Source organism: Micromonospora sp. ANENR4 (assembly GCF_015354395.1).
Taxonomy (GTDB): domain Bacteria; phylum Actinomycetota; class Actinomycetes; order Mycobacteriales; family Micromonosporaceae; genus Micromonospora; species Micromonospora aurantiaca.
In genome coordinates this window covers 205,886-226,884 of sequence record NZ_JADKYQ010000010.1, presented here as the reverse complement: position 1 = coordinate 226,884, position 20,999 = coordinate 205,886, and the positions used below count along the sequence as shown (strand labels likewise).

Below are 20,999 nucleotides of genomic sequence, written 5' to 3'. Positions count from 1 at the left end.
CCCTTGTGAATGAAGGAACCCCCATGCAGAACGACATTCCCGCCGACGACGGCGTCGAGCCCATCGCCATCGTCGGGCTCGCCGCCCGCCTGCCCGGCGCGGCCGACGTCGACGAGTTCTGGCGCAACCTGGTCGACGGCGTGGAGTCGACGACCGAACTGACCCGCGAGGAGCAGCTCGCCCGCGGCGCCCAGCCGCAGGAGGTCGACGACCCGGGGTGGGTCAACCGTGCCCCGCTGGTGGACGGCTACGACGAGTTCGACGCCGGCCTGTTCGGGATGACCGCCCGCGAGGCCGAGATCACCGACCCGCAGCACCGGCTGTTCCTGGAGACCTGCTACACCGCCCTGCAGAACGCCGGCTACGACCCGGGCCGCTACGACGGCGCGGTGGGCGTGTACGCCGGCACCGGCGGCAACACGTACCTGCACCGCAACGTGTACCGCAACAAGCGCGTCGGCGGGAACCCGCACGGCGCGGTCTCGCTGGCCACCGGGAACTCGCCGAACTACGTGGCCACGAACGTGTCGTACCGGCTGGACCTGCGCGGGCCCAGCATGACCGTGCACACCGCCTGCTCGACCTCGCTCGTCGCGTTCCACCTGGCCTGCGAGGCGCTGCGCAACGGCGAGTGCGACATGGCCCTGGCCGGCGGTGTCAACATCGAGCTGCCGCACGTCGGCTACCTCGGCATGGACGGCTTCACCTCGCCCGACGGGCGGTGCCGGCCGTTCGACGCCGGAGCGAACGGCACGGTGTGGGGCAGCGGCGTCGGCGTGACGCTGCTCAAGCGGCTCTCCGACGCGATCGCCGACGGCGACACCATCCGCGCGGTAGTGCTCGGCAACGCCATCAACAACGACGGCGCCGGGAAGGTCGGCTTCACCGCCCCCAGCATCGACGGGCAGATGGAGGCCGTCGCCCAGGCCGTCGAGCTGGCCGGCGTCGACCCGCGCAGCATCAGCTACGTCGAGGCGCACGGCACCGGCACCGCGCTCGGCGACCCGATCGAGGTCGCCGCGCTGTCCGCCGTCTACACCAAGGACACCGACGAGCGCGGCTGGTGCGGCATCGGCTCGGTGAAGTCGAACATCGGCCACCTCAGCCAGCCCTCCGGCATCGTCAGCGTGATCAAGACGGTGCTGGCGATGGAACACGGGCTGATCCCGCCGACCATCAACTACGAGTCGCCGAACCCGGCCATCGACTTCGCCGACACCCCGTTCTACGTGGCGAACACGCTGACCAAGTGGGACACCGACGGCGGACCGCGCCGCGCCGGCGTCAGCTCCTTCGGCATCGGTGGCACCAACGCGCACGTGGTGCTGGAGGAGGCCCCGGCCGCCGGCCGGCCCGAGCCGCCGGCCCGCCCGGCGCAGCTGCTCCAGGTGTCGGCGAAGACCCCGACCGCGCTGGACACCGCCGTGCGGCGGCTCGCCGACCACCTGGAGAGCGGCAGCGACGTGGCGCTCGCCGACGTGGCGCACACGCTGCGTGTCGGCCGCCAGGTGTACGCCCACCGCGCCGCCGTCGTCGCCGGTGACCCGGCGTCCGCCGCCGCCGCGCTGCGCGAGCGGCGCAAGGGCCACCGGGGTGCCGCCGAGGGCGCCGCACCCCGGGTGGCGTTCCTGTTCAGCGGTCAGGGCTCGCAGTACGCCGGGATGGGCGCCGAGCTGTACGCGCAGGACACCGCGTACGCCGCCGCCGTCGACGAGTGCGCCGAGCTGCTCCGCCCCGAGCTGGGCCTGGACATCCGCGACCTGATCCTGGGCCGCGACCCGGAGGCGGCGGACAAGCTCACGCAGACCCGCTACACCCAGCCCGCCCTGTTCACCGTCGAGTACGCCCTCGCCGCCGCCTGGCGGGCCGCCGGGGTCACCCCGGCCGCGATGATCGGCCACTCCATCGGCGAGTACGTGGCCGCGACGGTCGCCGGGGTGCTCGACCTCGCCGACGCGCTCCGCGTGGTGGCCGCCCGGGGCCGGCTCATGCACTCCCTGCCCGCCGGTTCGATGCTGGCGGTCACGCTCGACGAGTCGGAGGTGACCGGCAAGCTGCCCGAGGGCCTGTCGGTGGCCACCGTCAACGGCCCCGGCACCTGCGTGGTCGCCGGTGAGACGGCGCTCGTGGAGGAGTTCGCGGCGAGCCTCGGCGGCAAGAACAAGTCGAAGGTGCTGCGCACCTCGCACGCGTTCCACTCGCCGATGATGGACCCGATCCTGGACGAGTTCACCGCGCTGATGGCCACCGTGCCGCTGCGCGCCCCGGCGGTGCCGTTCGTCTCCAACGTGACCGGCACCTGGATCACCGAGGCACAGGCCACCGACCCGGCGTACTGGGCCGCGCACCTGCGCCGCCCGGTCCGCTTCGGCGCGTGCGTGGCGACGCTGCTCGCCGAGGGCACCTGGGCGCTCGTCGAGTGCGGCCCCGGCCGGCAGCTGGCCAACCTGGCCCGGATGCAGGTCGCCAAGGCCGGTGAGGCGCAGCGCGCGCTGACCCCGCTGGGCAGCCTGCCCGGCCCGGGCGAGCCGACCGGTGACCTGGCCGCGCTGCTCGGCACGGCCGGCGCGCTGTGGTGCGCCGGGGTGCCGGTGAGCGTCCCGGCCGACCCGCACGCGCGGCGGGTGCCGCTGCCCACGTACCCGTTCGAGCGGCGCCGCTACTGGATCGACCCGGACCCGGAGCAGGAGCTGGCGGCGGCGCCCGTCGAGACCGGCCCGCGCCCGCTGCCGGAGTGGTTCGCGGTACCGGTGTGGCGGCAGGCCGCGCCGGCCCGCATGGCCGAGCCGCTGGGCCGCTGCCTGGTGCTGGCCGACGGTCCGCGCGGCGACGCGCTCGTGGCCGCGTTGCGCGCCGCCGGCGACGACCCGGTCGAGGTACGCGCCGGCGAGACGTTCACCGCCACCGCCAACGGCTTCCGGCTGCGCCCCGGCGTACGCGCCGACGCCGAGGAACTGGTCGCCGCGCTCGGCGCCGACCTGCCCCGGCGGATCGTGCACGCGTTCGCGCTCGACGGTGACCCGGCCGGCACCGACCCGGCGGCCGCCTGGGCGGCGCAGGAGCGCGGCTTCCTCGGCGCGCTGCACCTGGTGCAGGCCCTGGCCGGCGCCGGTGTGACGGCCGACGAGGCGGGCGTCCGCCTGGACCTGGTCACCGCCGGCATCGGCGACGTCCGCGGCGACGACCTGACCCGCCCGGAGCACGCCACGCTGGCCGGCCTGGCCCGGGTGCTCCCGGCCGAGCTGCCCGGCCTGACCGTGCGGCTGCTCGACACCGACCCGGCCGCGCGCGGCGTCGCCGCCCTGGTGGCCGAGCTGCGCAGCCCGGTCGACGCCGAGCACCCGGAGGTGGCGCTGCGCGGCGACCGCCGCTGGCTGGCCGGCTACGAGCAGGTCACAGTGGCCGCCGAGGACGAGCCGGGCGTGCTGCGCGAGGAGGGCCGCTACCTGATCACCGGCGGCCTCGGCGGCATCGGCGTCACCCTCGCCGAGGACTTCGCCCGCCGGGCCCGCGCCAAGCTGGTGCTGCTGGCCCGCTCCGGGCTGCCCGAACGGGACGAGTGGGACGCGCACCTGGCGGTGCACGGCGGCGCCGACCGGGCCGGACGGGCCATCGCGGCGATCCGCCGGATGGAGGCCGCGGGCGCCGAGGTGCTGGTGCTCGCCGCCGACGTCACCGACACCGACGACCTGCGCCGGGTCCGCGACGAGGCGGAGCGCCGGTTCGGCGGGCTGGACGGCATCGTGCACGCCGCGGGTCTGCCCGGCGGCGGCATGGCCGAGGTGAAGGACCGCGACGAGGCGCAGCGCGTGCTGGCCCCGAAGCTGGCCGGCACCCTGGCGCTGGCCCGGGTCTTCGGCGACCTGCCGCTGGACTTCGTCGTGCTCTGCTCCTCGATCACCGCGGTGATCGGCGGGTTCGGCCAGGTCGACTACTGCGCCGCGAACAACTTCCTGGACGCGTTCGCGCGCTCCGGCACCGGGTTCCGCGCGCCGGTGGTGTCGCAGAACTGGGGCGGCTGGGCCGAGGTCGGCATGGCGGTGGAGACCGCCGCCCCGGCCGCGTTCCGGGCCGCCGGGCGGGACACCGTGACCACGGCGGTCGCCCACCCGGTGCTCACCACGATGGTGGCCGGGCCGGACGGCACGGTGCTGCACGGACTGGTCTCGGCGGACACCCACTGGCTGCTCGACGAGCACCGGATCGCCGGGGTGCCGGTGGTGCCGGGCACCGCCCACCTGGAGTCGGTGCGCGCCGCGGTGGTCGCCGCGCTGCCCGCGCCGGGGCCCGACGCCGCGGTGGAACTGCGGGACGTGGTGTTCCTGGAGCCGTTCTCGGTGCCGGACGGCACCGTGGCCCAGTACCGGGTCGAGCTGACCCCGGCCGAGGACGGCACCGACTTCACCGTCGCCAGCCTCGCCGCCGGGCAGGCGCGCACCCACGTCCGCGGCACCGCCGGGTGGACCACCGACGCGGCCCCGCCGGCCGCCGTGCCCGCCGTCGCCGGGCGGCGGGTCGACGACGACGCCTCGTTCGGCCGGGGACGCACCAGCATGCTCACGTTCGGCCCGCGCTGGGCGGCGCTGGCCGAGCACCACCTCGCCGACGGCGAGGAGCTGGCCCGGGTGCAGGCACCCGCCGCCGCGGTCGGTGACCTGCCCTCCTGGGGCATGCACCCGGCGCTGCTGGACGTGGCCACCGCGTTCGGCCGTGGGCAGGGCTCCGGCACCTACCTACCGCTGTCGTACGGCCGGATCGTGGTGCGCGGCGCGCTGCCGGCGACGTTCCACAGTCACCTGCGGCACCGGCCCGCCGCCACCGACGAGGTGGTCGCCGCCGACCTGTCGCTGCGCGACCCCGACGGGCGGGAGCTGGTCTCGATCAGCGACTTCGTGCTGCGCCGGGTCGACCAGGACGCGGTCACCGGCAACCTGGGCGAGTCCCCGGCGGCGGACGCGGACGCCGCGGCGCCGGTCACCGAGGACATCCGCCCGGTCGACGGCGCGGAGGCGTTCCGCCGCAGCCTCGCCGCCGGTCTCGGCGCCCAGGTGGTGATCACCACCCGCACCGTCGCCGACATCCGGCGCCGCGCGGCGCGGGTCACCACCGACAGCCTCGCCGAGGAGACCGACGCGCCGGCCGGCACGACGGCGGCCACCGGAGGCGGCTCGGCGGCGCCCGGCACCGAGCTGGAGAAGACGATCGCCCAGGTGTGGCGCGACGGCCTCGGCGTCACCGACGTCGGCGTGGACGACGACTTCTTCGCCCTCGGCGGCAACTCGCTGGTGGCCGTGCAGCTCATCGCGGCCATGCGCAAGGCGACAGGCGTACGGCTGCCGATGCGCAGCCTCTTCGAGACCCCCACGGTGGCCGGCCTGGCCGCCCGGATCGAGGAGCTGCGCGCCGAGGCGCCCGCCGACGCACCGGCCGCCCCGGCGGCGATCCCGGCCATCCCGCGGCTGCCCCGCGGCTGACACCCCCGATCCAGAACCAGGAGACACCGCACCATGAGCGAGACAACCACGACGCTGCCGGTGGTCGTCGAGAGCGACGGCCGGGCGCTGACCGACCTGATCGCGGCCCGGCGCGCCGAGCTGCGGGACACCCTCGTCACCAGCGGCGGGCTGCTGTTCCGCGGCTTCGACGTGGGCGGCGTGGACGGCTTCGACCAGGCCGTCCGCGCACTCGCCGGCGAGCCGCTGACCTATACCGAGCGCTCCTCGCCCCGGCACTCCATCAAGGGCCGGGTCTACACCTCGACCGACTACCCGCCGGACGAGGAGATCTTTCTGCACAACGAGAACTCGTACCAGGCGCGCTGGCCGCTGACGCTGTTCTTCTACTGCGTCACGCCGCCGGACACCCAGGGCGCCACGCCGCTGGCCGACGTGCGCCGGGTGTACGAGCTGATCGACCCGGCGGTCCGCGAGGAGTTCATCCGCCGCCGCTGGATGCTGGTGCGCAACTTCCACGGCGACTTCGGCACCCGCTGGCAGGAGGTGTTCAACACCGAGAGCCGCGCCGAGGTCGAGGCGTACGCGGCGGACAACGGCATCACCGTGGAGTGGGTCGGTAAGGACGGCCTGCGTACCCGCGCGGTCCGCGACGTGGTGCACCACCGGCCCGGCTCGGACACCCCGCGCTGGTTCAACCACGCCACGTTCTTCCACCTCAGCACCCTGCCCAAGGACTACCAGGAGGGGCTGCTGGCCATGTTCGGCGCCGCCGGGCTGCCGTCGAACACCTACTACGGCGACGGCGGCGAGATCCCCGCCGACGTCATGGACCACCTGCGCGCCGCCTACCGGGCCGCCACCGTCCGCTTCGACTACCAGCGCGACGACGTGCTGGTGGTGGACAACATGACCGCCGCGCACGGCCGGGAACCGTTCACCGGTCCTCGCAAGATCGCCGTGGCGATGGCCGAGCCGTACACCCCCGAGACCGCAGGAGCGAACTGACATGGCCGAACCCCGATTCCTGGTCGTCCGCAACGACGAGGAGCAGTACTCGATCTGGTCGGCCGACCGGGACCTGCCCGCCGGCTGGCACGACACCGGCTTCGCCGGCACGCGCGAGGAGTGCCTGGCCCACGTCGACGAGGTCTGGACCGACATGCGTCCCCGCTCGGTGCGCGAGGCCCTCTCATGAGCACGATCCAGGATTGGACCTTCCCGGCCTCCTACGCCCAGGAGCGGGTGTGGATGGCCAACCAGCTCGACGCCGGGTCGCCGGTGTTCAACGTGTCCTTCCCGTGGCTGTTCCCGGCCGGCGTGGACGCCGACACGGCCGGTGACGTGGTCAACCGGGTGATCGCCCGGCACGAGGCGCTGCGTACCCACCTGCGGACCGACGACGGCGCGCTGGTGCAGGTCGTGCGCGCCCACGAGCCGGCGTCGCTGCCCGTCACCGACATCACCCACCTGCCGGCCGGTGAGCAGCGGGCCGAGTTCGAGCGCCTTCGCGGCGAGATGGCCCGCACGCCGATCCCGCTGGACGCGGCGCCGCTGTGGCGGGCCCGGCTGATCCGCATGGAGGAGGGGCTGGCGTTGGCGTTCGTGGTGCACCACGCCGTCTTCGACAGCCACTCGGCGGTGCTGTTCCACGCCGAGCTGGTCGCGCTCTGCGAGGCCGCGCGCACCGGCGCCGAGCCCGCCGTGCCCGAGCTGCCCATCCAGTACGCCGACTTCGCGGTCTGGCAGCGCCAGCAACTCACCGGCGAGGAACTGGACCGGCAGCTCGCGTTCTGGACCGGTCACCTGGCCGGAGCGCCGCCGGTCACCGGGCTGCCGCTGGACCGGCCCCGCCCGGCCCAGCTCGGCTTCGCCGGTGACGAGGTGCGCTTCACGCTGCCCGACGGGCTGCTGGACCGCGTCGGCGCGCTGGCCACCGGCGCGCAGGCCACCCCGTACATGGTGCTGCTGGCCGGTTTCGCGGCGCTGCTGTCGCGGATCTCCGGCGACGCCGACGTGGTGGTCGGCGTCTCCACCGCGGGCCGGGACAATCCGGAGCTGACGCCGCTGATCGGCATGTTCGTCAACCCGGTGGCGCTGCGCTGCGACGTCTCCGGCGACCCGACGTTCGCGGCGCTGCTCGGCCGGGTCCGCAACGGCCTGATCGACGCGATGGAGCACGGGCAGACGCCGTTCCAGAAGATCGTCGAGGCGGTCGACCCGCAGCGTGACCCGTCGGTGCAGCCGATCTTCCAGACCGCGCTGAACTGGATCCCGGACTCCGGCCTCGACCCGGTGGAGCTGGGCACCACGAAGGACGACCTGGCATTCGACATCACCACCGGCGACTGCCGCCTGGTCTACCGCACCGAGCTGTTCGACCGGGCCACGGCCGAGACGGTGGTCGACCGCTACGTACGGCTGCTCGCCGCCGCGGTCGCCGAGCCGGAGCGTACGGTCGGCGCGCTGCCGCTGCTCACCGACACCGAGCGGGAGCGGGTGCTCGGCACCTGGAACGACACCGCCCACGACGTGCCGGCGGCCACCGTGGTCGACGAGGTGCAGCGGCAGGCCGCCGCCACCCCGGACGCGGCGGCGCTGGTCTGTGACGGTGTGACGCTCGGCTACGGCGAGCTGAACACCGCCGCGAACCGGCTGGCCCGGCTGCTGGTGGCGCGCGGAGCAGGCCCGGAGACCCGGGTCGCGCTGGCGCTGCCCCGCTCCTGCGACCTGGTCGTGGCGATGCTGGCGGTGCTCAAGGCCGGTGCCGCGTACGTGCCGGTGGACACCGCGTACCCGGCCGGCCGGATCGCCTACCTCCTGGCCGACGCCGCGCCCGCGCTGGTGGTGACCGCGCCGGACACCGCCGCCCTGGTGCCCGGTGACGCGCTGGTGCTCGACGGCGAGGTCGGCTCCGACCAGTCCGGCGACGACCTCACCGACGCCGACCGGGTCGCGCCGCTGCGCCCGGAGCACCCGGCGTACGTGCTCTACACGTCCGGCTCCACCGGCCGCCCGAAGGGCGTGGTGGTCGAGCACCGGGCGGTGACCGCGTACCTGGCCTGGGCCCGCGCCACCTACCCGGGGCTGGCCGGGGTGGCGCTGCTGCACTCGCCGGTGTCGTTCGACCTGACCGTGACCGGCCTGCTCGGCACGCTCACCGCCGGCGGCACGGTACGGCTCGCCGCGATCGACGAGCCCGCCGCCCGCGCCGGTGGCCGGCCCGCGTTCCTCAAGGTCACGCCGAGTCACCTGCCGCTGCTCGACGGCGAGCTGTCGCCGACGGCCGACCTGGTGATCGGCGGCGAGGCGCTGACCGGGGAGCAGCTCGCCGCGTGGCGGGCCGCGCACCCCGACGTGGCCGTCGTCAACGAGTACGGTCCGACGGAGGTCACTGTGGGCTGTGTCGCGGCCCGGATCGCCCCCGGCGAGCCGGTCCCGGCCGGTCCGGTGCCGATCGGCACGCCCACCTGGAACACCCGGGCGCTGCTGCTCGACGCCGCGCTGCGGCCGGTGCCGCCGGGCGTGGTGGGGGAGCTGTACGTCACCGGCACCCAGCTCGCGCGCGGCTACCACGACCGGCCCGCCCTGACCGCCGAGCGGTTCCTGCCCTGCCCGTACGGCCCGCCCGGCGCGCGGATGTACGCCACCGGCGACCTGGCCCGCTGGCGTGCCGACGGCACGCTGGACTACCTGGGCCGCCGCGACGACCAGGTCAAGGTGCGCGGCATGCGCATCGAACTGGGCGAGGTGGAGGCCGCGCTGCTGGCCCACCCGGACGTGCGCGCCGCCGCCGCGGCGGTACGCACCGACGGCGGCGAGCCGATGCTCGTCGGCTACCTGGTGGGCCCGGCCCACGAGGACTCGGTCCGCGCCGAACTGGCCCGCGAGCTGCCCGCGCACCTGGTGCCGGCCGCCCTGGTCCGGCTGGACGCGCTGCCGCTGACGCCGAACGGCAAGCTGGACCGTGCCGCGCTGCCCGCCCCGGCGACGACCGAGGCGGCGCAGGACAGCTACGTCGCGCCCCGCACCGACGCCGAGGAGCTGGTGGCCGAGGTGTACGCCGAGATCCTCCAGGTGGAGAAGGTCGGCGCCCACGACGACTTCTTCGCCCTCGGCGGCAACTCGCTGCGCGGCATGCGGGCGATGGCCCGGATCCGCGCCGAGGTGGACGTCGACCTGCCCATGCGGGCGCTGTTCAGCAGCCCCGTGGTGGCCGACCTGGCCGCCCAGATCGAACAGCGGATCGCCGCCGAACTCGACGGGCTCTCCGACACCGAGGTCGCCGCGCTGCTCGCGGCGGAAGAGGGAACCAACTGATGACGGACCTGAAGGATCCGGCCCGCGAGGCGGCCCGGCAGGCGCTGATCGCCAAACGGCTACGCGCCCGCCAGGCCGCCCCCGCGGCCCGGATCACCCCCCGCCCGTCCGGCGCCGAGGTGCCGCTGTCCTACGCCCAGGAGCGGGTCTGGTTCATGGACCAGCTCGCCCCGGGCGAGGCGGCGTACCACATCGCGGTGCCGCTGCGGGTGCGCGGACCACTCGACGTGGACGCGTTGCGCGTCGCGCTGACCGCCCTCGCGGACCGGCACGAGTCGCAGCGCACCCGCTTCCCGGCCGACGCCGACGGCCGCCCCACAGTGGTCGTCGCGGACACCGCCGACGTGCCGCTCACTGTGGTGGACGCGCCCGACGAGGCAGCCGCGCAGGCGCTCGTCGACGCGGCGGCGGCCGAGCCGTTCGACCTGGCGAACGGGCCGCTGCTGCGGGCCCTGCTGATCCGGCTCGCCGCCGACGACCACGTGCTGTTCCTCGCCCAACACCACATCGTCGGTGACGGCTGGTCGGTGGACGTGCTGCTGCGCGACCTGATCACGCTCTACCGGGGCGGCGAGCCGCCGGCCCTGCCGATCCAGTACGGCGACTTCGCCGTCTGGGAGGCCCAGGAGCTGGACGGGCCGCAGGCGCGGGCGCACGTCGACTACTGGAAGCAGCGGCTGGCCGGCATCACGCCGCTGGAACTGCCGCTGGACCGGCCCCGCCCGGCCACCCAGACCTACCGGGGTGACTTCGTCGAGTTCCAGCTCGACCCGGCCGCCACGGAGGCGCTCAACGCGCTCACCCGCGACAGCGGCGGCACGCTGTTCATGACGCTGCTCGCCGCGTACCAGGTGCTGCTGGCCCGGCACGCCGGCCAGGACGACTTCGCCATCGGCGCGTCGGTGGCCGGCCGGTCCGCGCCGGAGCTGGAGAACGTCGTCGGCATGTTCATCAACATGCTGCCGCTGCGCGCCGACCTGGCCGGCGACCCGACGTTCGCCGAGCTGCTGGAACGCACCCGCCGTACGGTGCTCGACGGGTTCGAGCACGCCGAGGTGCCGTTCGCCAAGGTGGTCCACGAGCTGGGCCTGCCGCGCGACGTCAGCCGCTCCCCGGTGTTCCAGACCATGTTCGTGCTGCAGAACTACGAGATGGGCCGCTTCCGCGGCGTGTCCCGCACCGACGAGGTCACGTTCTCCTGGACCCCGATGGAGTTGCAGGCCACCCGGTTCGACTTCGAGCTGCACGCGGTGGAGACCGTCGACGGTCTCTGGGGCAAGCTGGTCTTCAACACCGACCTGTTCGACCGTGCCACGGTGGAGCGGATGGCGCAGCGGTGGACCGCGCTGCTGGACGCGGTCGTCGCCGCGCCGGACACCCCGGTGTCCCGGCTGCCGCTGCTGCCCGCCGCCGAGCGGGACCTGCTGGCCGCCTGGAACGACACCACCGCCGACTTCCCGCGCGCCGAGACGCTGCACGGCCCGATCGAGGAGCGCGCCGCGGCCACCCCGGACGCGGTGGCGGTCACCATCGACGGGCACAGGCGCACGTACGCCGAGCTGAACGCGCAGGCCAACCGCGTCGCGCACCGGCTGCGCGTGGCGGGCGTCGGCCCGGAGACCCTGGTCGGGGTGTGCGCGGAACGGTCGGTGGAACTGGTCGCCGGCCTGCTCGGCGTGCTCAAGGCCGGCGGCGCGTACCTGCCGCTGGACCCGGAGTACCCGGCCGACCGGCTCGCGTTCATGGTCGGCGACGCGGACGCGCCGGTGGTGCTGGTCCAGTCGCACCTGCGTGACGTGCTGCCCGACACCGGCGCCACGGTGCTCGAACTGGACGACGCCACCGTGTGGAGCGGTCAGCCCGAGACCGACCCCACGCCGGCCGCCGGGCCGGAGAACCTGGCGTACGTCATCTACACCTCCGGCTCCACCGGCCGCCCGAAGGGCGTGCCGAACACGCACCGGGGCATCGTCAACCGGCTCGACTGGATGCAGAAGACGTACGGCCTCGGCGCCGACGACGCGGTGCTCCAGAAGACCCCGGCGAGCTTCGACGTGTCGGTGTGGGAGTTCTTCTGGCCGCTGCGCACCGGCGCCCGCCTGGTGCTGGCGAAGCCCGGCGGTCACAAGGACGCCGGCTACCTGCGCGACCTGCTGGTGTCCGAGCGGATCACCACCGCCCACTTCGTCCCGTCGATGCTGACCGTCTTCCTCGCCGAGGACGGCGTGGAAGCGGCCACCGCGCTGCGCCGGGTGATCTGCTCCGGTGAGGAGCTGCCGCCGGCCTCGGCGGCCGACTTCACCGCCCGGCTGCCCTGGTGCGGCCTGCACAACCTGTACGGCCCGACCGAGGCGGCCATCGACGTGACCGCCTGGGCGTGCGAGCCGGACCGGCTCGCCGAGGTGACCACCGTGCCGATCGGCGCGCCGATCGCCAACCTGCGGCTGCACGTGCTCGACCCGTCCGGCGCGCAGTGCCCGGTCGGGGTGGCCGGGGAGCTGCACATCGGCGGTGTCGGGCTGGCCCGCGGCTACCACCGCCGGCCGGCGCTGACCGCGGAGAAGTTCGTCCCCGACCCGTTCTCCGTCGAGCCGGGTGCCCGCCTCTACCGCACCGGTGACCTGGCCCGCTGGGTGGTCGGCCCGGACGGCGCCGGGGTGATCGAGTTCCTCGGCCGCATCGACCACCAGGTCAAGCTGCGTGGTCTGCGCATCGAGCTGGGCGAGATCGAGAGCGCGCTGCGCGACCAGCCGGGCGTCACCGAGGCCACGGTGATCGTCCGCGAGGACAGCCCGGGTGACAAGCGGCTCACCGCGTACCTGGTGGGGGAGGCCGAGCACGCCGCGCTGAAGGCGGCGCTGAAGGACACGCTGCCCGAATACATGGTGCCGGCCGCGTTCGTCACGCTCGACGCGCTGCCGCTGACCCCGAACGGCAAACTGGACCGCAAGGCGCTGCCCGCGCCGGTGGTCACCCGCGAGGCGTCGGTGGCGCTCGTCGAGCCGCGCGACGACACCGAGCGGGCGCTCGCCGCGATCTGGTCCGAGGTGCTGGGCGTGGACACGCTCGGCATCGACGACGACTTCTTCGACCTGGGCGGGCACTCGATGCTCGCCACCCAGGTGGTCGCGAAGATCCGCAAGGCGGAGCTGGGCGGCCGGGCGGTCGGCGTGATGGACCTGTTCCAGCAGCGCACCATCCGGGACCTCGCCGCGTTCATCTCCGGTGACGCCGCGCAGGAGGGGCCGCGCCGGCTGCTCTACGAGCTGACCAAGCCGATCCCGGCGGGCAAGCGGGTGCTGACGTACGTCTGCGTCCCGTACGGCGGCGGCAGCGCCATCGTCTACCAGCCGCTTGCCGACGCGCTGCCGGCCGGGTACGGGCTGTGGTCGCTGGCGATCCCCGGCCACGACGTGGGTCTCAGCGAGGACGCGCTGCCGTTCGACGAGCTGACCAGCCGGGTCGCCGACGAGATCCTGGAGCGGGTCGAGGGACCGATCGCCCTGTACGGCCACTGCGGCGTGGGCAGCGCCATCCTCGCCGACGTGGCCCGCAAGGTCGAGGCGGCCGGCCGGGACCTGGAGGCCGTCTACATCGGCGCCATGTTCCCGTTCGCCCGTCCGAAGGGCGTGATCGCGGCGCTCCGCGACCGCCTCGAGCGGCTCAGCAGCAACAGGCACTCGGCGAGCTGGCTCAAGTCGATGGGTGTGGACACCGACGAGCTGGACCCGGAGCAGGCCGACCGGATCATCAGCAACATGCGGGCCGACTCCCGCGCCTCGGAGGAGTACTTCACCCGGCTGCTGGACCAGCAGGCGGCGAAGCTCCGGACGCCGATCATCTCGGTGGTCGGCTCCGAGGATCCGGTGACCGACTACTACCGCGAGCGGTACGCCGAGTGGCAGTTCCTCAGCGACACGCTCGGCCTCGTGGTCCTCGACCAGGCCGGGCACTTCTTCCTCAAGTACCGCGCCGAGGAACTGGCCGAGATCGTCACGCAGGTGCACCCGGCGGTGGTCGCCGGTGACGTCGGCGCGCTGACGCCGGAGGCCCGGGGCGAGGACGCCGGCTGGGTGGTGGCCGACACGCTGCGGGTGGCGGAGGACCGCAAGCCCACCAAGGCGGTCAAGCCGAGCATGGGCCGGTTCATGGCCATCACGACCGGTCAGCTCATCTCCAGCACCGGTTCCGCGCTGACCGCGTTCGCGCTGCCGATCTGGCTGTTCAACCGCACCGGCTCGGTGGCGAACCTCGGTCTGCTCTGGGCGCTCGCGCTGATCTGCGGCGTGCTCATGCTGCCGGTGGCCGGCGCCCTGGTCGACCGGGTCAGCCGGCGCCGGATCATGATGACGGCGAGCTGCTTCGCCGGGTCCGTCCAGCTCGTGCTGGCGGCCCTGTTGTGGACCGACAACCTGGTGCTCTGGCACATCTACATGCTGGTGGCGCTCAGTTCGGTGGCCGGTTCGTTCCAGCGGATCGCGTTCCAGTCGGCGGTGCCGCAGCTGGTGCCCAAGCGCTACCTGGGGCACGCCATGGGCATCACCCAGCTCTCCACCGGTGTGGCCACGCTGCTCATGCCGGCGTTCGCGGCCGGCCTGCTCGCCACCATCGAGCTGAAGGGCATCCTGCTGGTCGACGTGGCCAGCTACGTGTTCGCGGTGCTCACCCTCGCCGTGGTCCGTTTCCCGGACGCGCTGGGCTGGCGGCCCCGGGAACGACTGCTGGTGGCCATCGCCAACGGCATGCGCTACTCGTGGCGGCACCGCGGGTTCCGGCTGATGCTCGGCTACTTCGCGCTGGGCAACATCTTCCTGGCGCCCGCACTGGTGCTCATCACGCCGCTGGTGCTGTCGTTCGGCAGCCCGACCCAGGTGGCGCAGGTGGCGCTGGCCGAGGCGGTCGGCGCGGTGCTCGGCGGCGTGCTCATGTCGCTGTGGGGCGGTCCGCGCAAGCGCCGCATGATCGGCGTGCTGATCGGCAACCTGGGCACCGCGATCGGCTGCGTGCTGATCGGCCTGGACGCGTCGGTGGCGATGATCTGCGTCGGCTTCTGCTGGCTGGCCATGTCGATGACCACCGCGCAGTCGATCTACGCGACGATCGTCCAGGTGAAGGTGCCGCAGCGCTTCCACGGCCGGGTGTTCAGCCTCAACCAGACCATCTCCTGGTCGACGCTGCCGATCGGGTTCGCGCTGCTCGCGCCGGGCGCCACCGCGCTGTTCGAGCCGATGCTCGCACCCGGTGGGGCGCTCGCCGGCTCGGTGGGCGCGGTGATCGGCACCGGCCCGGGCCGGGGTATCGGTTTCGCGTACATCTGCTTCGGCGCGGCGCTGATCCTCATCACGCTGGGCGGTTTCGCGATCCGGCTGCTCCGCCGGTTCGACCTGGAGGTGGAGGACTCCCTGCCGGACGACCTCATCGGTGCCCAGGAGCGTGAGAAGCGCCTGGCCGCCAAGGCCGAGAAGAAGGAACTCGTCTCGGTCTGACCCCGCCTCCCATCCGGTTGATCAAGGAGTTCGTGTCCGGTCCGGGCCTCCCCGGCCGGCACGAACTCCTTGATCACCGGGGCTAGCATCGGTGCGATGAGCGAGGACGTCACCGACGCGCTGTTGCGGGAGATAGGGCGCCTCGATCCGTGCGCCGCCGTGGTCGAGGCCGGTGAGCAGGACGTCGACGGCCTCACCGACTACAGCCCGGACGGTCACCAGGCCCGCGCCGACCTCGCCGCCCGCGCCCTGCGCCGGATCGAGACGCTGCCCGCGACCCCGCTGCACGCTCACCTCGCCGAACGGCTGCGCGCCCGGATCGCCTTCCACGACGCCGGGGAGGACCTGCGGGAACTGCACGTCGCGGCCACCGGCCCGCTCCAGCTCATCCGCCAGTGCGTCGAATCAGCGGTGCCGGGCCGCGACGCCGGGCGCGCGGCCTCCGAGGACGGCTGGGCCCGCGTCGGCGCGCGCCAGGCCGCCATCCCGGCCGCACTCGACGGGTACGCCCGGAGCCTGCTGCTCGCCGCCGCGCTCGGTCACCTGCCGGCCCGGCGTCAGGTGGACCTGGTGACGCGGCGCTGCCGCACCTGGCTCGACGACGACCTCGCCCTGGTGCAGCGGTACGGCGACGGCCCGCAGCGCGCCTCGTTGCAGGCGGCGGCGCAGGGCGCGCGGGAGGCGTACCGGCGGTTCGCCGCGACGCTCACCGCGGACCTGGCGCCGCTCGCGCACGACGACGAGGCGTTCGGCCCACAGCGGTACGCCCTCTGGGTGCGGGCCTTCCTCGGCGCGGAACCGGACCTGCGCGAGTTGTACGAGTGGGGCTGGGACGAGTTCGCCGCGATCGAGGCGGACCTGGTCGCCGAGGCGAAGGCCCTGGGCGGCACCGTGCCCGAGGTGCGGGAACGGCTCGACCGTCCCGACGCGCCGGGCATGCTGCGCAGCCGGGACGAGTTCGCCGCCTGGCTCCAGGAACTGCTGGAGGCCACCACCGAGCGGATGCACGGCACGCACTTCGACATTCCCGCGCCGCTGTGCCGCATCGAGTCACGGGTCACCACGTCGGGCGGCACCGCCTACATCGGGCCGTCGCGGGACCTGACCCGGCCGGGCCGGGTCTCGTGGCTGCTGCCCGAGGGGCGGGAGCACTTCTCCACCTGGTGGGCGTACAGCACCGCGTACCACGAGGGCGTCCCCGGCCACCACCTGCACCTCGGCTCTGAGGCGTGCCGGGGCGGCCCCGGGCAGCGGCTGAACCTGCTCGGCGGGCTCTCCGGCGCGCAGGAGGGCTGGGCCCTGTACGCCGAGCGGTTCATGGACGAACTCGGACTCTACGAGCAGCCGGGCGCCCGGCTGGGGCACCTGTTCATGCAACTGCTGCGGGCGGCCCGGGTGGTGCTCGACATCGGCCTGCACCTGAAGCTGCCGATGCCCTCCGGCGGCGCGCCGTGGACGCCGGACGCCGCGCTGGACCTGTTGCGCGACCGCTGCCACCAGGGCCCGTACGCACCACTGGAACTGGCCCGCTATCTGGGCCGGCCGGGGCAGGCGCTCACCTACAAGGTGGGGGAGCGGGTGTGGCGGGACGGCCGCGCGGCGTTCCCCGGCGATCGGCGCGCGTTCCACAACCGGGCGCTGGAGCTCGGCTCCTTGGGACTGGACCAGCTCACCAGCGCGCTCGCGGCCTACCCGGCGTCGCCGGCGGGCAGCTCCTCCGGGTCGGCCACCCAGGCGGAGTAGACAGGCAGCGCGTGCCACGGCCCACCGGCCGGGTCGGTGGTCACCGCGACCACCGCGTACGGGTGACCGAAGCGCAGCTCCGCGATGCGGGCGACCCGCTCCGGCGGCGCGCTGGTCACCGTGAAGAACCCGGTCACCGCGGCCGCCTCGAAGCCGTAGCGGCCGAACCGGGCCACCGCGGACTGCGCGGCGTCGAACCCCGGCCCGGTCATGCCCAGCAACTCGCCGAGCGCCCGGGCCGCCGCGTCGAAGCCGAACCCGGGCGCGGTCAGGTCGTGCCGGCTACGCGCCGACCAGCAGGGCAGCACCGCGGTGGCGCGTTCCACCCGGGCGTCCGCCGCGTACGTTTGGATCGGCTCCTCCCGCACCGTCCACAGCGGCGTCTCGTCCAGCGGAAGGTCGTACAGCGAACGGCGGTCCGGCGTGGAGTCCGGGATGAGCGCGGCGGCGCTCGCCAGTTCCTGCGCGGCGGCCAGCACGTCGGCGGCGGGCACCTCGGGTGCGGCGGCCACCGAGACCACGAGCATCCCCGCGCCGTCGTCACCGGTTTGCGCCGGCACCGCGTGCACCGCCACGTCACCGGCGCGGTCGGTGGCCGCCACCCAGCAGCGGTGCCCGGACGGCGGCGTACGCAGCACCCGGCTCAGCCGCCCGGACCAGGCGCTGCCCGCGCCCAGCTCCGCGCCCGGGGCGGTGTCGAACGGGTCGGCCCACGACACCCGGGTCGCGAGCGCGCTGGCCAGGACCAGCAGGGTGTCCGGGGCGAGGTCGACCGGGAAGCTGTCGATCAGCCCGCCGGTACGCTCCCGGGCCCAGGCGTCCAGCGCCGCCTGGTCCGGCAGCGGACCGCGTTCGGTGCTCGCCGGCAGGGCGGCCCGCCAGGCGGCCAGTTCCGCCGCCGGGGCGCGTTCCCACAGCGCGGTGGCGGCGGCGACCATCGAATGCGGGGCGGCGAGCAGCGCCCGGGCCTCGGCGGCGGCGTCGTCCGGGTCGGCGTCGAGTGCCTCGGCCAGCGCCGCCCGGGTCTCACCGGTGGCGGCCGGGCCGGTCAGCGCCAGCAGCAGCCAGGCACCGAGCGGCGAGGCGACGTGGTGGGTGTCACCGGCGGCGCGGTGCAGCCGCTCGGCGTAACGGGCCAGGGGTGCGCGCAGGGGAGTCACGGCTCCACTCTGCCCGCCGGCGCGCCCCGTGTCAGGACCACAGCTCGAACGGCTCGTCGATCTCCGTCCCGGCCAGGAACGCGGGCAGCAGGTCCGGCAGTCGCCCGGGATAGCAGCGCGGCCGTTCGGCGAGCACCTCGGCCAGCGGCCACCAGCGGAACCCGAAGTAGTCCTCCACCTCGTAGTCCAGCCGCAGCGCCTCGTCCACGTCCGGTCCGGGGCCGGGCAGCCGTACCGTCACGACGACCTCGTCCTGGAGGTGGCGGCGTTGCCGGTGCCGGAAGCTGGCCCGCCGCCGCCACGTCGGCGCGCCCACCTCGTCCGGGCCGATGACGATGCCGGTCTCCTCGCGCAGTTCGCGTACCGCCGCCTCCCGGTACGTCTCGCCCGGGTCCAGGCCGCCGCCGGGTAGCTCCCACCACACGCCGAGGTCCGGGTGGTCCGGGTCGCGGGTGTGGAACAGCAGCAGGTGGTCGGCGGCGTCGAGCACCACCAGCCGCACCGCGCTGCGCTCGAACAGCGGCAGATCGTCCGGCAACTCCACGCCCCCACTGTAAGGAAGGGCCTCCTGTTAACGCCTCCGGTAGTAGAAAAGCCCCTATTGACAGCGCGCCTCGCGGCGCCCGCCCGGTGCCGGGGTCGCTCAGCCGGCGTCGACGATCCGGGCCACCTCGACCGGCAGCGGGTACGGCCGCTCCACCGGCAGCGGCGCCAGCCGCAGCGAGCGTTCCGGGTCCCACTGCACCCGCACCGGGCTGACCCGCAGGCTGTGCCGCCAGGCGTCCCGGTCCGGGTGCAGGCGTGGGTCGTAGCTGCTGAGGCAGGCGTGCCGCAGGGCCCACTCGAAGCCGGACCGGCTGATGTCGACCGCCAGCACCCGTTCCTGGCCCGGCTTGAGCGCCCAGCCGCAGCGGTACATCATCCAGCGGAACGACGGCTTGATCCAGGTCATCCGCTCCCGCTTGAACGGCGGCACGAACCGCCCCGCCCGCAGCGCCGCGTCGGCGATCTCCGGCGGGTACGCCTGGTAGACGGTGACCGACGTGTCGGTGTACGCGGCGCGGATCTGGTGGCGGGGCACTGTCACCGGGGCACGATGGCACCGCGTACCCGCTCCGGCGACCCGATTCCGGGCCCGGCGCCCCGGCCGATAGGCTGCCCGCCGTGGCAGGTCTGTTGAGGAACGTGGCGTCGAAGCTCGGCCGGATCACCCGGGGCGTGCCCGCCCCCGCCCGCCCCGGCGGACCGATCCCGGCGCAGGTCGCGCGCCGCCGCCAGGTCAGCGCGTTGCAGCGTCGCGAGCTGTCGTACGCCCCGGAGCCGGACGGGCAGGCCGACCCGGGCGAGATCGTCTGGACCTGGGTGCCGTACGAGGACGACCCGCGCCAGGGCAAGGACCGCCCGGTGCTGGTGGTGGGCCGGCACAGCCGCACGCTGTTCGGGCTGATGCTGTCCAGCCAGAGCGACCGGGACGGCCAGCGGCACTGGCTGGCGCTCGGCCCGGGGGAGTGGGATCGGGACGAGCGGCCGAGCTGGGTTCGCCTGGACCGGGTGCTCACCATGCGCGAGGACAGCATCCGCCGCGAGGGCGCGGTGCTGGACCGGCCCCGGTTCGACCGGGTCGGGCAGGCGTTGCGCGCCGGCTACGGCTGGCGCTGACCCACCGGACAGAGCCGCCCCGGCGACCCCGCGACGAGCTGGCGGACGAGCCGCTCAGCACTCCGCGACGAGCTGGCGGGTCGGGCGGGACGCGCCGAGCGTCTTCGCCTCATACATGGCCGCGTCGGCGCGGCAGAGCGCGTCGGCGAGCTGCGTGGGACAGTGCACCGGCGCCAGCCCGACCGAGGCGGTGACCTGGATGCTGCGCGCGCCGAGCGGGATCGGCGCGGCGAGCGCCTCGCAGAGCCGCCGGGTGGCGTGCTCGATCCACCGGCGGTCCGGCGTGGGGCTGGCGAGCAGTCCGGCGAACTCGTCGCCGCCGAGCCGGGCAACCAGGTTGGGGCCGGCGAACGCGGCGAGCCGCTGCGCGACGCAGACCAGCACCTGGTCCCCGGCGGCGTGCCCGTAGCGGTCGTTCACCTGCTTGAAGTTGTCCAGGTCGAGCACGACCGCGACGAGCGGCTGGCCGGCAGGGTCGGTGAGCAGGGCGGCGGCCAGCCGGAAGAACGCGCGGCGGTTGGGCAGCCCGGTGAGCGGGTCGTGGCTGGCGGCGTGCCGTTCGGCGGCCAGCTCGGCCTGGAGCAGCTCGATCTCGGCTTCGGCGCGCAGCGCGCGGCGGCGTAACTGCCAGGCGGAGACGAGTGCGCCAGCCGCGGAGATGCCGGAGGCGATGGTCATCGGATCCGCCAACGCGTCCTCCTCACCGCAGTCCCGAAGCCGCGCGGAGCGGCGTCCCCGGGGCCGGGTTCAGGTCACCGTACGTGAGCGAACCGGCACACCGTATTTCGAGTATCATCCTCTCCGTCCATTGCAGATGCAATAGCAGATGCACGTGCATCTCACTCCTCAGTCGACAGACGTCGCCACCCACCGCTCCTCCCCGCGGCCTCGGCTGGCTCATCCCGAAGGACGCCCATGCAGCATCCCCCGAACGGCGTGCCCGTGACCGAGTTGCCACCGATGCGCTGGCTGAAGAGCCGCCGCAGCAACCCCAGCGGCAACTGCGTCGAACTGGCCGAGCTGCCCGACGGCGGCGGCATCGCGGTCCGCAACTCGCGGCACCCGGAGGGCCCGGCGCTCATCTACACAGTGGACGAGATCGCGGCCTTCGTGCTCGGCGCGCGGGACGGCGACTTCGACCACCTGATCCCGCCGTCCCGTACACGGGACTGACTCCG

The 20,999-nt window shown here is 74.3% G+C and carries 12 protein-coding genes; 8 read left to right on the top strand and 4 right to left on the bottom strand.

The genetic code is table 11. The features are described 5' to 3' along the window. Positions 1 to 23: 23 nt before the first annotated feature. The 6 genes from IRY44_RS19500 to IRY44_RS19475 all read left to right on the top strand — a co-directional run bounded on the left by IRY44_RS19500 (position 24) and on the right by IRY44_RS19475 (position 17,002). Positions 24 to 5,474 carry a type I polyketide synthase gene (locus tag IRY44_RS19500; protein WP_194801720.1) on the top strand — a complete coding sequence of 1,817 codons (5,451 nt, stop codon included), beginning with the start codon at positions 24 to 26 and terminating at the stop codon, positions 5,472 to 5,474. Positions 5,475 to 5,507: 33 nt separating this feature from the next. Further along, a complete protein-coding gene (locus IRY44_RS19495) occupies positions 5,508 to 6,461 on the top strand; it encodes a TauD/TfdA family dioxygenase (protein WP_194801719.1) in 954 nt (317 codons plus the stop codon). A 1-nt stretch (position 6,462) separates the two neighbouring features. Further along, positions 6,463 to 6,651, top strand: a complete 189-nt coding sequence (locus tag IRY44_RS19490) for an MbtH family protein (protein ID WP_135239827.1) — start codon at positions 6,463 to 6,465, stop codon at positions 6,649 to 6,651. After that, positions 6,648 to 9,773 carry a non-ribosomal peptide synthetase gene (locus tag IRY44_RS19485; RefSeq protein WP_194801718.1) on the top strand — a complete coding sequence of 1,042 codons (3,126 nt, stop codon included), beginning with the start codon at positions 6,648 to 6,650 and terminating at the stop codon, positions 9,771 to 9,773. Before IRY44_RS19490 ends, IRY44_RS19485 begins: the two co-directional genes overlap by 4 nt. Then, positions 9,773 to 15,259: a non-ribosomal peptide synthetase/MFS transporter gene (locus IRY44_RS19480; protein ID WP_194801717.1), complete on the top strand. Its 5,487-nt coding sequence runs from the start codon at positions 9,773 to 9,775 to the stop codon at positions 15,257 to 15,259. The genes IRY44_RS19485 and IRY44_RS19480 overlap by 1 nt, the downstream gene beginning before the upstream one ends. 96 nt (positions 15,260 to 15,355) lie before the next feature. Next, a complete protein-coding gene (locus IRY44_RS19475) occupies positions 15,356 to 17,002 on the top strand; it encodes a DUF885 domain-containing protein (protein WP_194801716.1) in 1,647 nt (548 codons plus the stop codon). On the opposite strand, the gene IRY44_RS19470 is transcribed toward IRY44_RS19475, so the two are convergent. The 3 genes from IRY44_RS19470 to IRY44_RS19460 all read right to left on the bottom strand — a co-directional run bounded on the left by IRY44_RS19470 (position 16,948) and on the right by IRY44_RS19460 (position 19,249). Next, entirely contained in the window at positions 16,948 to 18,162 is a 1,215-nt protein-coding gene (locus IRY44_RS19470) for a hypothetical protein (RefSeq protein WP_194801715.1), read from the bottom strand. The two genes, IRY44_RS19475 and IRY44_RS19470, sit on opposite strands and share 55 nt — an antisense overlap. Before the next feature lie 31 nt (positions 18,163 to 18,193). Further along, positions 18,194 to 18,706 (bottom strand): NUDIX hydrolase, encoded by a 513-nt coding sequence (locus IRY44_RS19465; RefSeq protein ID WP_194801714.1) that lies wholly within the window; start codon positions 18,704 to 18,706, stop codon positions 18,194 to 18,196. Positions 18,707 to 18,805: 99 nt separating this feature from the next. Then, on the bottom strand, positions 18,806 to 19,249 hold the full coding sequence (locus IRY44_RS19460) for a DUF4291 domain-containing protein (RefSeq protein ID WP_194801713.1): 444 nt from the start codon (positions 19,247 to 19,249) through the stop codon (positions 18,806 to 18,808). 77 nt (positions 19,250 to 19,326) lie between these two features. Here IRY44_RS19460 and IRY44_RS19455 point away from each other — a divergent pair, with 77 nt between their 5' ends. Continuing rightward, positions 19,327 to 19,821, top strand: a complete 495-nt coding sequence (locus tag IRY44_RS19455) for a type II toxin-antitoxin system PemK/MazF family toxin (protein ID WP_194801712.1) — start codon at positions 19,327 to 19,329, stop codon at positions 19,819 to 19,821. Between the two features lie 54 nt (positions 19,822 to 19,875). Here IRY44_RS19455 and IRY44_RS19450 read toward each other — a convergent pair whose 3' ends face one another. After that, positions 19,876 to 20,511: a GGDEF domain-containing protein gene (locus tag IRY44_RS19450; RefSeq protein WP_194801711.1), complete on the bottom strand. Its 636-nt coding sequence runs from the start codon at positions 20,509 to 20,511 to the stop codon at positions 19,876 to 19,878. 225 nt (positions 20,512 to 20,736) lie between these two features. Between IRY44_RS19450 and IRY44_RS19445 the strand changes: the two genes are divergently transcribed. Beyond that, entirely contained in the window at positions 20,737 to 20,994 is a 258-nt protein-coding gene (locus IRY44_RS19445) for a DUF397 domain-containing protein (RefSeq protein WP_194801710.1), read from the top strand. The last annotated feature ends 5 nt before the right edge of the window (positions 20,995 to 20,999 follow it).

Bases quoted from the DNA above. Each gene is read 5' to 3' on its own strand.
- IRY44_RS19500 (WP_194801720.1), top strand. From the start codon at position 24: ATGCAGAACGACATTCCCGCCGACGACGGCGTCGAGCCCATCGCCATC.
- IRY44_RS19495 (WP_194801719.1), top strand. From the start codon at position 5,508: ATGAGCGAGACAACCACGACGCTGCCGGTGGTCGTCGAGAGCGACGGC.
- IRY44_RS19490 (WP_135239827.1), top strand. From the start codon at position 6,463: ATGGCCGAACCCCGATTCCTGGTCGTCCGCAACGACGAGGAGCAGTAC.
- IRY44_RS19485 (WP_194801718.1), top strand. From the start codon at position 6,648: ATGAGCACGATCCAGGATTGGACCTTCCCGGCCTCCTACGCCCAGGAG.
- IRY44_RS19480 (WP_194801717.1), top strand. From the start codon at position 9,773: ATGACGGACCTGAAGGATCCGGCCCGCGAGGCGGCCCGGCAGGCGCTG.
- IRY44_RS19475 (WP_194801716.1), top strand. From the start codon at position 15,356: ATGAGCGAGGACGTCACCGACGCGCTGTTGCGGGAGATAGGGCGCCTC.
- IRY44_RS19445 (WP_194801710.1), top strand. From the start codon at position 20,737: ATGCAGCATCCCCCGAACGGCGTGCCCGTGACCGAGTTGCCACCGATG.